Source organism: Micromonospora okii (assembly GCF_020884795.1).
GTDB classification, from domain to species: Bacteria; Actinomycetota; Actinomycetes; order Mycobacteriales; family Micromonosporaceae; genus Micromonospora; species Micromonospora okii.
Map to the genome: position 1 here is coordinate 29,631 of NZ_BBZF01000017.1, position 12,928 is coordinate 42,558.

Below are 12,928 nucleotides of genomic sequence, written 5' to 3' on the forward strand. Positions count from 1 at the left end.
GCAGTCGCGAACGGAAGGTTGGTAATGGCACTGCTCGAAGTGGACGACCTCTCCGTCACCTTCGCCCGGCGCGGTCAGCGCACCGTGCGCGCGGTCGACGGGGTCTCCTTCTCGGTCGACGCGGGCCAGGTGGTCGGCCTGGTCGGCGAGTCCGGTTGCGGCAAGAGCGTCACCTCGCTGGCGATCATGGGCCTGCTGCCCAAGCAGCCCGGCCTCCGGGTCGGCGGCAAGGCCGTCTTCGACGGCACGGACCTGCTCCAACTCGACGACCGCTCCCGGCGGGACATCCGGGGCCGGGACGTGGCGATGATCTTCCAGGACCCGCTCTCCTCGCTGAACCCGGTCATCCCGATCGGCCTCCAGGTGACCGAGGTGCTGGCGCGGCACCGGGGGATGAAGGGGGAGGCGGCCCAGAAGGAGGCCGCCGAGCTGCTCGACCGGGTCGGCATCCCCGACCCGCGCCGCCGGCTCAAGGAGTACCCGCACCAGCTCTCCGGCGGAATGCGACAGCGCGCCCTCATCGCCATGGCGGTGGCCTGCCGACCCCGGCTGCTGATCGCCGACGAGCCGACCACCGCGCTGGACGTGACCATCCAGGCGCAGATCCTGGAGCTGCTCAAGGAGCTGGTCCGGGACTCCGGCACCGCGCTCGTGATGATCACCCACGACCTGGGCGTGGTCGCCGGCATGTGCGACACGATCAACGTCCTGTACGCCGGACGGGTGGTCGAGAAGGCCCGTCGCCGCCCGCTGTTCCGCGAGCCGCGCCACCCGTACACGGTGGGTCTGCTCGGGTCGGTGCCCCGCCTGGACGCCGGGCGCGGTGAGCGGCTCGTCCCGATCCCCGGCTCCGTCCGCGACGTGCTGGCCTGGCCGGACGGCTGCGCCTTCGCCCCGCGCTGCGCCCGGCGGATCGACGAGTGCGTGGGGGAGCCGCCGGAGCTGTCGCTCACCCACGACGGCCGTGGCTACCGGTGCGTCAACCCGGCCCCGGTCCCCGGCACCGTCCCCCCGGCCGGCACCGCCGCCCCGGGTGCGACGGCCGCCACCGTCGCCCCGGCCGAGGCTGCGGAGCCGGGTGCGACCCCGGCCCCGGCCGGGATCGCCGAGCCGGGCGCGACCGCCGCCCCGGCGGCCGGCGGTGTCGCCGGTCCGGTGCCCGCCCCGCGCGAGGAGGAGAAGCCGTGACCGATAGCGAGATCCTCGTCGAGGTCCGCGACCTGAAGGTGCACTTCCCGATCAAGCGGGGGGTGTTTCTGGACCGGGTGGTGGGCCACGTCAAGGCGGTCGACGGCGTCGACCTGCGCATCCCGCGCGGCAGGACGTACGGGCTGGTCGGCGAGTCCGGCTGCGGCAAGTCCACGCTCGGCCGGGCGCTGCTCCAGCTCACCCCGCCCACCGGCGGCGAGGTCCGGTTCGACGGCGTCGAGCTGACCCGGCTGCCGGCCGGGAAGCTGCGCACCATGCGCCGCCGGATGCAGATGATCTTCCAGGACCCGATGTCGAGCCTGGACCCCCGGCAGAACGTCGAGTCGATCCTCACCGAGGGGTTGCAGACCCACGGCATCGGCGCCGACCGGGACGACCGGCGTCGGATCATCGGCGAAACCCTCGACGCGGTGGGGCTGCCCCGCTGGGCGCTGTCCCGCTACCCGCACGAGTTCTCCGGCGGCCAGCGCCAGCGCATCGGCATCGCCCGCGCCCTGGTGCTCGGCCCCGAACTGATCGTCGCCGACGAGCCGGTCTCCGCCCTGGACGTCTCCATCCAGGCCCAGGTGGTGAACCTGCTCGACAAGCTCCAGGACGACCTCGGACTCACCTACCTGGTGATCGCCCACGACCTCGCCGTGGTGAAGCACATCTCCGACGTGGTCGGCGTGATGTACCTGGGCGCGCTCGTCGAGGAGGCGTCCAGCGACCGGCTGTACAGCGAGCCGCTGCACCCGTACACGCGGGCGCTGATGTCGGCCGTGCCGGTGCCGGACCCGGACGTGGAGGACCGGCGCGAGCGCATCCTGCTCGCCGGCGACCTGCCCTCGCCGGCCAACCCGCCGTCGGGCTGCCGGTTCCACACCCGCTGCCCGTGGGCACAGCCCAGCCGGTGCAAGGACGAACGGCCGGCGCTGCGGGAGATCGGCGGCAGCCGGGTCGCCTGCCACTACGCGGAGCGGATCGCCAGCGGCGAGCTGCGCCCGCACGGGGTGAGCGCGCAGGTCGTCCGGCCGGCGGGCGAGGGCGAGGCCCCCACCGCCGTCTCGGCCCCCACGGAGCCCGGCTCCTACGTGTAAGGAAGGGCCCCCTGTCAACGCTTTCCGCATAGCAGGGGGCTCCTGTCAACAGGCGTGGGGCGGGTCAGCCCTCCGGCCGGTCGAGCAGGCCCACGGCGATCGCGTGCACCGCGTCCAGCCCGGCCGGGTCGGCCAGCGGGGCGCTTCCGCCCGTCACGACGTACCACTCGTCGGCCTCCCGGTACTGCACGCGCAGGGTGACCCGGCCGTCGGCGTACTCGGTGCGCAGCGTCAGCTCGCCGGTGACCACGCCGACCTCGTCGGTCATCACGCCGCCCGGCCCGGGCACGATGTCGGCGGTGCGGCTCCGCGCCTCACCGCCGGCCGGCGCGGCCGGGGCCGGCTCACCTGCGGGCGGGGCGGGCTCACCCGCGGGCGGAGCGGCCGAGGTGCCGCCCGCGTCGGCGGACGTCCCCGCGTCGCGGGACGTCCCGGTCCCCGCGTCGGCGGACATCCCTGCCCCGGAGACGTCTGCCGGGGCGGCTGGCGCGCCGTCCGCGGTCATCCCCGCCGTGGTGGCCCCGCCGGAGATCGGCGCCCCCTCGGGCAGCGGGGTCGCCCCCACCCCCGTCACGGCTTGCTCGCCCATGTGCAGCCCTCCAACATCTCCTTGAGAGCGACCTTCTCGGCACTGGTCACCGTCAGCCGCCAGTGGTGCTTGACCGTCACCCAGCTCTCGGCGTACTGGCACCAGTACGACCGGTTCGCCGGTTTCCACTGGGCCGGATCCTGGTCACCCTTTGCCCGGTTGGAGCTGGCGGAAACGGCGATGAGCTGCGGTCGCGTGAGATCGTTGGCGAAGTCGCCCCGCTTCCCGTCGTCCCACTCGTCGGCACCCGAGCGCCACGCGTTGGCCAGCGGGACCATGTGGTCGATGTCCACGTCCGAGGGGTCGGTGAAGACCCGGCCGTCGTACACGCTCTCCCAGCGCCCCGCGACCACGTTGCAACCGGAGAACTTGATGTCCTCGCCGTCCCGCTTGAGGACGCTGTCCCGTACGTCGCAGTTCTTGCCGGTGTCCCGCCAGTGCGGGAAGCGGTTCCGGCTGTAGCCCTTCATCGAGCCGGCGCTCGCGACCGTCAGCTCGCCCAGCTTCTCGCTGGCGTTGCCGCCGCCGCTCGGCGGGACCTGCGGCTCGTCGACCGCCGAGCAGCCGGCCGTCGCGACGGCGAGCGCCGCAGCGAGCGCGGCCACGACCGCACGACGTCCTGATCTGGTACGCACAGACGACACCTCTCCAGCTTGCGGGCTTCCGGCGATTGCGCACAGTACCCCGGCACCGTTTCCCTGATTCGTGGCGTGCGCGAATCGGCGGAGGAAGAGTGGTACCCGTGACCGCACCCGCGCCCGCGCTCCGGCTGGGCACCCCGGCCGCCCGGGGCACCCTGCTCGCCGCCGTCCTCGCCTCCGGCATGGTGTTCCTCGACACCACGGTGGTCAACGTCGCGCTGCCCCGGCTCGGCGAGGACCTCCGTGCCACGGTCGCCGGTCTCCAGTGGACCGTCAACGGGTACCTGCTCATGCTGGCCGCGTTCGTGCTGCTCGGCGGGGCGCTCGGCGACCGGTTCGGCCGGCGGCGGGTCTTCCTGACCGGGGTGGTGTGGTTCGCCGTCGCGTCCGCGCTGTGCGGCCTGGCCCAGGGCACGGGCTGGCTGGTCGCGGCCCGCTTCCTCCAGGGGGCCGGCGGGGCGCTGCTCACCCCGGGCTCCCTGTCGGTGATCCAGTCGAGCTTCCACCCGGACGACCGGGGGCGGGCGATCGGCACCTGGTCCGGGCTGGCCGGGGTCTCCACCGCGCTCGGCCCGTTCGTCGGCGGCTGGCTGATCGACGCGCTCTCCTGGCGGTGGATCTTCTTCGTCAACCTGCCGCTGGCCGTGGCGGTGGTGCTGGCCGCGCTGCGCTGGGTGCCGGAGAGCCGCGACGCCGACGCCTCGCGTACCGGATCGGGACGGCGGTTCGACGTGGCCGGCGCCCTGCTCGGCGCGCTCGGCCTGGGCGGCGTGACGTACGCCCTCATCGACGCCCCGGCGCGCGGCGCGGCACCGCCGGTGCTGGCGTCGGCGCTGGTCGGGGCCCTCGCCGCCGTCGCCTTCGTGCTGCTGGAGCGCCGCCGGGGCGACGCGGCCATGCTGCCCACCGGGCTGTTCACCAGCCGGCTCTTCTCGGTGCTGAACCTCTTCACCGTGGTGGTGTACGCGGCGCTGGGCGGGTTCACCTTCTTCCTCGCCGTGTACCTGCAGAACGTGGTCGGCTGGTCGGCGCTGCTCACCGGGCTGGCCACGCTGCCGATGACGGTGCTGCTGCTGGTCGGCTCGTCGCGCGCCGGGGCGCTGTCGGCCCGGATCGGCCCCCGGCTGCCGCTGACCGTCGGGCCCGTCATCGCGGCGCTCGGCCTGCTCCTGCTGCGCGGGGTCGCCCCGGGAGCGTCGTACTGGACGGACGTGCTGCCCGGGGTGACCCTCTTCGGCCTCGGCCTGACCCTCGTGGTGGCCCCGCTGACCGCCTCGGTGCTGGCCGCCGTGGCGGACCGGTTCTCGGGCGTCGCCAGCGGGTTCAACAACGCGGCGTCCCGGGCCGGCGGCCTGCTGGCGGTGGCCGCGTTGCCGCTGCTGGTCGGGCTCAGCGGCACGGGGTACGAGCAGCGGGCGGCGCTGACCGGCGCGTACCGGGGCGCGTTGCTGTGGTGCGCGGGCGCGCTGCTGGCCGGGGCCGCCCTGGCCGGCCTGCTGATCCACGGCCCGCCCCGCACCCCGCCGGTTGCGGGGTAAGGAAGGGCCCCTCGTTAACGCTTTCGGTAGAGCAGGGGCCCCCTGTTAACACCGGCCGAGCGCGTCGCCGTGTTCCACCGCCGTGCCGGTTGTCGAGGAGGCGCTCCCGGGGAAGCGCTGTTAGGAGGGGCCCCCTGCTATGCAAAAAGCGTTAACAAGGGGCCCTTCCTTGCACCTCAGGAGCGGGAGCGGTTGATGGCGCTGGTGACCGCCTTGACCGAGGCGGTGACGATGTTCGCGTCCACGCCGGCGCCCCACACGGTGCGGCCGTCGACCTCGCACTCGACGTACGCGGCGGCCTGCGCGTCCCCGCCGGAGGAGAGCGCGTGCTCGTGGTAGTCGAGCACCCGTACCGCCACGCCCACCGACTCCAGCGCGGTGACGTACGCGTCGATGGGGCCGTTGCCGATCGCGGTCAGCGACCGGGTCTGGCCGCCGACGCCCACCCGGGCCTCGATCTCAACCTTGCCGTCGGCGGTGCCGATCGTGTACTCGGCCAGGGTGACGGCCGGGTCGGGCTGGTGGTCGAGCAGGTAGTGGCCGGCGAAGATCTCCCACATGGTGCCCGGGTCGACCTCGCCGCCGGCGTGGTCGGTGACCTGCTGGACCACCCCGGAGAACTCGATCTGGAGCCGGCGCGGCAGGTCGAGCTGGTGCTCGCTCTTCATGATGTACGCCACGCCGCCCTTGCCGGACTGCGAGTTGACCCGAATGACCGCCTCGTAGGTGCGGCCCAGGTCCTTCGGGTCGACGGGCAGGTACGGCACTGCCCAGGTGAACTCGTCGACCGGCACACCGGCCGCCGCCGCGTCGGCGTGCAGGGCGTCGAAGCCCTTCTTGATGGCGTCCTGGTGGGAGCCGGAGAAGGCGGTGTAGACGAGATCGCCCGCGTACGGGTGGCGCTCGTGCACCGGGAGCTGGTTGCAGTACTCGACGGCCCGCTTCACCTCGTCGATGTTGGAGAAGTCGATCATCGGGTCGATGCCCTGGGAGAACAGGTTGAGCCCCAGCGTCACCAGGTCGACGTTGCCGGTGCGCTCGCCGTTGCCGAACAGGCAGCCCTCGATCCGGTCCGCGCCGGCCAGCAGGCCCAGCTCGGCGGCGGCCACGCCGGTGCCCCGGTCGTTGTGCGGGTGCAGGCTCAGCACCAGGCTGTCCCGCCGGGGCAGCCGCCGGTGCATCCACTCGATCGAGTCGGCGTACACGTTCGGCGTGGCCATCTCGACGGTGGCCGGCAGGTTGATGATCAGCTTCCGGTCGGGCGTCGGGTCGATCGCCTCGATCACCGCCGCGCAGACCTCCAGCGCGTACTCCAGCTCGGTGCCCGTGTACGACTCGGGGGAGTACTCGTAGTAGATGTCCGTGTCCGGGGTGTGGATCTCGGCGTACTTGCGGCAGAGCCGCGCGCCGGTGGTGGCGATGTCGGTGATGCCGTCGCGGTCCAGCCCGAAGACCACCCGGCGCTGGAGGGTGGAGGTCGAGTTGTAGAAGTGCACGATGGCCCGCTTCGCGCCGCGCAGCGACTCGAAGGTGCGGTCGATCAGGTGCTCCCGGCACTGGGTCAGCACCTGGATGGTCACGTCGTCGGGGATCAGGTCCTGCTCGATGAGCTGCCGCACGAAGTCGTAGTCGGTCTGGCTGGCCGACGGGAAGCCGACCTCGATCTCCTTGTAGCCCATCTGCACCAGGAGCTGGAACATCCGGCGCTTGCGCTCCGGGGACATCGGGTCGATCAGGGCCTGGTTGCCGTCGCGCAGGTCGACGGCGCACCAGCGGGGCGCGGCCTCGACGTGCCGGCTGGGCCAGGTGCGGTCCGGCAGGTCGATCCGGAACTGCTGCTGGAAAGGCTGGTAGCGCTGGTACGGCATCCGGCTGGGGCGCTGCCGGGCGATCGGGTCGGTGTCGGCGTCGGTGGTGCCGCTGGATCGGGCCATGACGGAGTGCTCCCTGTACATGTGGCGTCAGCAATCGGAAGGTCGGCGACGGTGCCGAGGTCGGCGCGGAGGACGAAGCCCGTTCGCCGACGAGAGTTCGGATGTGCTGGACGGCGCGGTTCGACCCCGCGACGAGGTGCCGGCCGGTCAGGCCTCGTCGCGGCGATTAAGGAGGAGGTACGCCCGCCACATGACAGAGTGACCCTACGTGATGAGGTGGGGGGCGCAAAGGCCGGTCCGTAGTTTGAGATCGGGAGCACCCCCGGTCGGCCCCGCCGCCGCATCGGCCCAGCTCACCGCAGCAGTAGCTCCGTTACAGGGCGGCGGCGACGCAGTCCCGTCTCCCGGTGGCGCAGCTCCTCGGGCAGGCTGAACGGGTCACCGAGCCGGCCCACCGCCACCACCACCAGGGGCCGTATCCCGGCAGGTAGTTCCAGGTCGGCGGCGAGCCCGGCGCGGTCGAAGCTGGCGAGCTGGCGCACGTAGAGGCCGAGCGCGGTCGCCTGCACAGTGAGATGGGCCACGGCCTGCCCGAGGTCGTACGCCTCCCGCCCGGCGTGCTCCGGCCGCCGGTCTCCCGCAGCGGCGTGCGCGGGCCGCGCGCCGGCCCCCTCCCCGGTCAGGTGGGCCCCGAGCAGGAGGGCGGCGGCGTGCCGCGCCCACCGCCGCTCGTCCGCCGGCAGGTTGACCAGGACCCGCTTGTGCGTCTCGTCGTCCCGGTGCCCCAGGGCGAACCGCCACGGCTGGCTGTTGCCGGCCGAAGGCGCCCAGCGGGCCGCCTCCAGCAGGGAGGCCGCCTCGGCGGCGGTCAGCGTCGCGGTCGGGTGGAAGGCCCGGGGGCTCCAGCGGAAGGCGAGCAGCGGGGTCAGGTCGGCCATGCGCCCAACCCTCCCGTATCGGGCATTACGCCCCGATTCTCGGGGTGGATGAATGTGGTCAGAGCCACCGTAACCGGGCGAAGGTCAGGGCGTTCCCGTGCCCGTGGGGGTCGGCCCGCCCGGGGCCGGGTCGGCCGACTGCGGGCCCGAGCCCGGCGCCGGGGCCGCGACGCCCAGCGGCTCGCCCTCGGTGACCGGCCCCGCGAGCTGCACCGTCGCGGGCGCCGGACCGGCCGACCCGGCCAGGGTGAGGGTGCCGGACCCGGTCCGCACTGCCGTCGGCGTGCCGTCCGGGGCGTAGCAGTAGATGCCCACGTCGAGCGGGGCGTTCAGCGAGGCCGACGTCGAGTCGATCGAGTAGCAGGCCCCCGTCGCCCCCTCGGGCGGCCGGGCCGGGGAGACCGCGAGCGGGGCCCGCCGGTCGGTGAGCACCTCCAGCCAGTCGGTGAACGGGTGCTGGACCCGGGGGTCCAGGTGGTGCGGGACGACATCGTCCCGGTCGCCGAGGCGCACGCAGCTCGCCGGCTCCGGCCGGCCGGCGGACGGCAGGCCGCACTGGAAGAGGCCGTCGGCGGTGGCGGCGAGCGAGACGTCCGCCGTGCCGCCCAGCGCCCCGCCGGGCACGTCGACCCGCCAGGTGCCATCCTCCGCGCTGGTCACCACGATCGCGCGGTCCGGGCCGGCGCCGTCGGAGAGGGCGTACCGGGCGGTGTAGGCCCGGTCCTGGGCCGCCGCCGCCAGGGCGGCCACCTCGTCGCGGGCGGGGTCGATGACGACGGGGGTGGGGTCGCCCGTGGGCGGGGCCGGCGTGGCGGGCGGGTCGCCCGCGCAGGCGGCGAGCAGGGCCGGCAGGGCGAGCGCGAGGGCGCCGGTCAGGCACCGGGCCACGCGGAGGTGGGCATGCACGGGGTCATTCTGCGGTGCGGCGCATCCCGCCGGGGACCCGCGCGGCGGGCGGTGCGCGCGGCGTGTCGCGTACCCGACGGGGCGGCGGCCGGGCCGGGCGCCGGGCCGGATGGTGGGATCACCCGACGCGGCCGTTCGGGGCGGCGGATACCCTGATGTCGTCTGACAGGCGCCGCCGGCCGGTACCGGCGGCGGTGCGACGCTCAGGGACGCTGGGAGGGAGTGCACCGTCGTGGCACTCGTGGTGCAGAAGTACGGCGGATCCTCCGTCGCCAACGCCGAGCGCATCAAGCGGGTGGCCGAGCGCATCGTCGCCGCCCGCAAGGCCGGCGACGACGTGGTCGTGGTGGTCTCCGCGATGGGTGACACCACGGACGAGCTGCTCGACCTGGCCAACCAGGTCAGCCCGCTGCCGCCGGGCCGGGAGCTGGACATGCTGCTCACCGCCGGGGAGCGGATCTCCATGGCGCTGCTCGCCATGGCCATCCACAACCTGGGGTACGAGGCCCGCTCGTTCACCGGTTCGCAGGCCGGCGTGCTCACCACGTCGGTGCACGGCCGGGCGCGGATCATCGACGTCACCCCGGGGCGGCTCAAGGGCGCGCTCGACGAGGGCGCGGTGGTCATCGTGGCCGGCTTCCAGGGTGTCTCGCAGGACACCAAGGACGTCACCACGCTTGGCCGGGGCGGCTCGGACACCACGGCCGTGGCGCTCGCCGCCGCGCTGCACGCCGACGTCTGCGAGATCTACACCGACGTCGACGGCGTGTTCACGGCCGACCCCCGGATCGTGCCCAACGCCCGGCACATCCGCGACATCACGTACGAGGAGATGCTGGAGCTGGCGGCCTGCGGCGCGAAGGTGCTGCACCTGCGCAGCGTCGAGTACGCCCGGCGCGCGGGGTTGCCGATCCACGTCCGTTCGTCATACTCGACCAACACCGGCACGATGGTCACCGGATCGATGGAGGACCTTCCTGTGGAACAGGCACTGATCACCGGGGTCGCCCACGACCGCAGCGAGGCGAAGATCACGATCGTCGGCGTGCCGGACGAGCCGGGCGCCGCCGCGCGGATCTTCGACACCGTGGCCGGCGCGGAGATCAACATCGACATGATCGTGCAGAACGTCTCCACCGAGGGCACGGGCCGCACGGACATCTCGTTCACCCTGCCCAAGGCCGACGGGCCGACCGCCATGGCGGCGCTCAGCAAGATCCAGGAGTCGGTCAAGTTCAAGGGCCTGCTCTACGACGACCACGTGGGCAAGGTCTCCCTGATCGGCGCCGGGATGCGGTCGCACCCGGGGGTCGCGGCCGGCTTCTTCGCCGCCCTCGGCTCCGCCGGCGTCAACATCGAGATGATCTCCACCTCGGAGATCCGGGTCTCCGTGGTCTGCCGGGACACCGACCTCGACAAGGCCGTCCGGGCCATCCACGACGCCTTCGACCTGGGCGGCGACTCCGAGGCCGTCGTGTACGCGGGGACCGGGCGGTAGCCGCCGTGTCGTCGCTGCCCACCCTCGCCGTGGTCGGGGCGACCGGTGCGGTCGGCACCGTGATGTGCGAGCTGCTGTCGGCGCGGCGCAACGTCTGGGGCGAGATCCGGTTGCTCGCCTCCGAGCGGTCGGTGGGGCGGCGGGTGCGCTGCCGGGGCGAGGAGCTGACCGTCGGGGCGCTCACCCCGGAGGCGTTCGACGGCGTCGACGTGGCGATGTTCGACGTGCCCGACGACGTCTCCGCGCGGTGGGCGCCGATCGCCGCCGCCCGGGGCGCGGTGGCCGTGGACAACTCCGGGGCGTTCCGGATGGACCGCGACGTCCCGCTGGTCGTCCCCGAGATCAACCCCGACCAGGTACGCAACCGGCCCAAGGGCATCATCGCCAACGCGAACTGCACCACCCTCGCCATGATCGTGGCGATCGCCCCGCTGCACCGCGAGTACGGGCTGCGCGAGCTGGTGCTCGCGTCCTACCAGGCGGTCTCCGGGGCGGGGCGGGGCGGCGTGGACGCGCTGCACCTCCAGCTCGGCAAGATCGCCGGGGACCGGGGCCTCGGCTCCCGGCCGGGCGACGTGCGGCAGGCCGTGGGCGACGAGCTGGGGCCGTTCCCCGCCCCGCTGGCGCTCAACGTGGTGCCCTGGGCCGGCTCGCTCGCCGACGGCGGCTGGTCGTCGGAGGAGATGAAGCTGCGCAACGAGTCGCGCAAGATCCTCGGGCTGCCCGACCTGAAGGTCTCCGCGACCTGCGTCCGGGTGCCGGTGGTGACCGGGCACTCGGTGGCCGTGCACGCGGTCTTCGGCACGGAGGTGGACGCCGAGGGGGCCCGCGAGGCGCTGCGCAACGCCCCGGGCGTGATTCTCGTCGACGACCCGGCCACCGGGGAGTTCCCGATGCCGATCGACGCCGTCGGCACCGACCCGTCCTGGGTCGGCCGCATCCGGCGCGCGGTGGACGACCCGCGCGCCCTGGACCTCTTCGTCACGGGCGACAACCTCCGCAAGGGCGCGGCCCTGAACACGGCCCAGATCGCCGAACTCCTGGCCAAGGAGCTCACCTCCCGCTGACCCCCACCCCCGCCCAGGGCGGGGTCAGGCGGCGGCCAGGTGGACGCCGTCGCGGCCCCGCCGCTTGACCGCGTAGAGGGCCTGGTCGGCGCGGCGGAGGGTCTGGTCCGGGGGCTCGTTGGGCGCGGGCAGGGCGACGCCGACGCTGATCGTCCGGCCGGTGTTCCGGGCCGCCTCGGCGAGCCGCTCGGCGATCCGGACCGCCTCGTCGGGGCGGCTCACCTCGATCACCGCGACGAACTCGTCCCCGCCCACCCGGTACAGCTCGTCGCCCTGGCGCAGCGCCGCCTCCAGCGCCCGGGCCAGCTCGACCAGCAGCCGGTCCCCGGCCTGGTGGCCGTACGTGTCGTTGACGGTCTTGAAGCCGTCCACGTCGATGGCCAGCAGCGCGGTGCGCCCCGGCGTGGCCCGCGCGATCCGCTGCCCGAACGGCCCGGTGTGCCGCAGCCCGGTGAGCGGGTCGGAGTCGGCCTGCTCGCGCAGCCGGGCCAGGGTGCGCAGCCGGTCCAGGCAGGTCCACGCCTGACCGGCGAGCAGCTCCATCAGGTTGACGGTGGCCGGGTCGGGCCGCAGCAGCCGCTCGTCGGCGACCAGCAGCGCCCCGCCGCCGTCCGGCGGGCCGACCGGCACCGCGACCAGGGTGCGCACCCCGGCGTCGGCGAGCGGTCGGTACTCCTTGGCGGGCGGGTGCCCCGCCTCGCCGAGGGTGTAGCCGGAGCCGTGCCGGTGGGCGCGGGCGATCATGCGGTGCAGCGCCGGGGCGCCGGCCTCGGTCAGCTCGGCCCGGATGCGGGACTCCAGCTCGCCCGGCTCGTCGGTCGGCGTCCCGAGCCGGGGGACCGGGTCGCCGGTCGACGCCTCCGGGCCGGGGCCCGGCCCACCGGCCAGCAGCAGCACCGCCGCGGAGAGGGTGGAGACCTCCCGGGCCGCGCGGATCGCGGCGGTCATCAGGTCCCACTCGGTGGGGGCGGCGGTCAGCGCGGCGGCGTGCCGCAGCAGCTTCTCGCTGCGGCTCTCGGCGGGCGGGCCGCCCAGGGCGGTGATCCGGGCCCCGAGGCGGCCGGCGACGCGCTCGGCGGTCTCCCGCCACGGCCCCAGCTCGACGGGGCCGGACCACTGGAGGTCGAGCACTCCGATCGGGCGGCCCGCCGGGTCCAGCACGGGCACGCAGACCTCGGCGGTCACGTCGGGGCGCACGGGGAGATAGTCCGGGTCGGTGGTGACGTCGGGGACGACGGCGCTCTCGGCGGAGGCGTACACCCGGCCGACGATGCCGGTCTTCGGCGGGACGGCCGAGAAGACCTGCCAGGAGCCGGTGGCCGCGACGCAGTGGAGCCGGTCCCGCGCCTGGAGCAGGACGGAGATGGTGGCCGGCGCGTACCGGGCGAGGGCCGTGACCGTCCACCGGCATGCCTCGACGGCGGTCGACGCCATCGGCAGGCGGACCGTCACGTCCCGGACGACGCGGTGGTGGTCTACGCGCACAGGAATCCAGACAGGGGAGGGGCGGCTGTCTGATCAAGAGTACTCACCGCAGCTCAGGGCGCTGCTTACAAGATCATCTTCGTCGTACACATGTGCTATCCACA

At 74.0% G+C, this 12,928-nt stretch carries 11 protein-coding genes; 5 read left to right on the forward strand and 6 right to left on the reverse strand.

Going from position 1 to position 12,928, the window contains the following annotated elements; all coding sequences use genetic code 11:
• Positions 1–24 precede the first annotated feature (24 nt).
• Positions 25–1,188, forward strand: coding sequence for an ABC transporter ATP-binding protein (locus LPU43_RS13805; RefSeq protein ID WP_229400794.1), 1,164 nt, complete (start codon positions 25–27; stop codon positions 1,186–1,188).
• On the forward strand, positions 1,185–2,288 hold the full coding sequence (locus LPU43_RS13810; RefSeq protein ID WP_229400795.1) for an ABC transporter ATP-binding protein: 1,104 nt from the start codon (positions 1,185–1,187) through the stop codon (positions 2,286–2,288). The genes LPU43_RS13805 and LPU43_RS13810 overlap by 4 nt, the downstream gene beginning before the upstream one ends.
• Before the next feature lie 64 nt (positions 2,289–2,352).
• On the opposite strand, the gene LPU43_RS13815 is transcribed toward LPU43_RS13810, so the two are convergent.
• A complete protein-coding gene (locus LPU43_RS13815; RefSeq protein WP_229400796.1) occupies positions 2,353–2,877 on the reverse strand; it encodes a hypothetical protein in 525 nt (174 codons plus the stop codon).
• Positions 2,859–3,512, reverse strand: a complete 654-nt coding sequence (locus LPU43_RS13820) for an HNH endonuclease family protein (protein WP_229400797.1) — start codon at positions 3,510–3,512, stop codon at positions 2,859–2,861. Before LPU43_RS13820 ends, LPU43_RS13815 begins: the two co-directional genes overlap by 19 nt.
• Before the next feature lie 107 nt (positions 3,513–3,619).
• On the opposite strand from LPU43_RS13820, the gene LPU43_RS13825 reads away from it, so the two are divergent.
• Entirely contained in the window at positions 3,620–5,056 is a 1,437-nt protein-coding gene (locus tag LPU43_RS13825; RefSeq protein WP_229400798.1) for an MFS transporter, read from the forward strand.
• Between the two features lie 176 nt (positions 5,057–5,232).
• Here LPU43_RS13825 and leuA read toward each other — a convergent pair whose 3' ends face one another.
• The 3 genes from leuA to LPU43_RS13840 form a co-directional block, all read right to left on the reverse strand.
• Complete coding sequence (gene leuA, locus LPU43_RS13830) at positions 5,233–6,990, reverse strand: 2-isopropylmalate synthase (protein ID WP_229400799.1); 1,758 nt, start codon at positions 6,988–6,990, stop codon at positions 5,233–5,235.
• 293 nt (positions 6,991–7,283) lie between these two features.
• Positions 7,284–7,868, reverse strand: coding sequence for a nitroreductase family protein (locus LPU43_RS13835; RefSeq protein ID WP_229400800.1), 585 nt, complete (start codon positions 7,866–7,868; stop codon positions 7,284–7,286).
• Between the two features lie 84 nt (positions 7,869–7,952).
• Positions 7,953–8,774: a hypothetical protein gene (locus tag LPU43_RS13840; RefSeq protein ID WP_229400801.1), complete on the reverse strand. Its 822-nt coding sequence runs from the start codon at positions 8,772–8,774 to the stop codon at positions 7,953–7,955.
• A gap of 232 nt (positions 8,775–9,006) precedes the next feature.
• Here LPU43_RS13840 and LPU43_RS13845 point away from each other — a divergent pair, with 232 nt between their 5' ends.
• A complete protein-coding gene (locus tag LPU43_RS13845) occupies positions 9,007–10,272 on the forward strand; it encodes an aspartate kinase (RefSeq protein WP_229400802.1) in 1,266 nt (421 codons plus the stop codon).
• A 5-nt stretch (positions 10,273–10,277) separates the two neighbouring features.
• Positions 10,278–11,339 (forward strand): aspartate-semialdehyde dehydrogenase, encoded by a 1,062-nt coding sequence (locus LPU43_RS13850; RefSeq protein ID WP_229400803.1) that lies wholly within the window; start codon positions 10,278–10,280, stop codon positions 11,337–11,339.
• Between the two features lie 24 nt (positions 11,340–11,363).
• On the opposite strand, the gene LPU43_RS13855 is transcribed toward LPU43_RS13850, so the two are convergent.
• Positions 11,364–12,773 (reverse strand): diguanylate cyclase, encoded by a 1,410-nt coding sequence (locus LPU43_RS13855; protein ID WP_229401103.1) that lies wholly within the window; start codon positions 12,771–12,773, stop codon positions 11,364–11,366.
• Between the last annotated feature and the right edge of the window lie 155 nt (positions 12,774–12,928).

Coding starts and splice junctions, on each gene's coding strand:
- LPU43_RS13805 (WP_229400794.1), top strand. CDS start 25: ATGGCACTGCTCGAAGTGGACGACCTCTCCGTCACCTTCGCCCGGCGC.
- LPU43_RS13815 (WP_229400796.1), bottom strand. CDS start 2,877: ATGGGCGAGCAAGCCGTGACGGGGGTGGGGGCGACCCCGCTGCCCGAG.
- leuA (WP_229400799.1), bottom strand. CDS start 6,990: ATGGCCCGATCCAGCGGCACCACCGACGCCGACACCGACCCGATCGCC.
- LPU43_RS13835 (WP_229400800.1), bottom strand. CDS start 7,868: ATGGCCGACCTGACCCCGCTGCTCGCCTTCCGCTGGAGCCCCCGGGCC.
- LPU43_RS13855 (WP_229401103.1), bottom strand. CDS start 12,773: ATGGCGTCGACCGCCGTCGAGGCATGCCGGTGGACGGTCACGGCCCTC.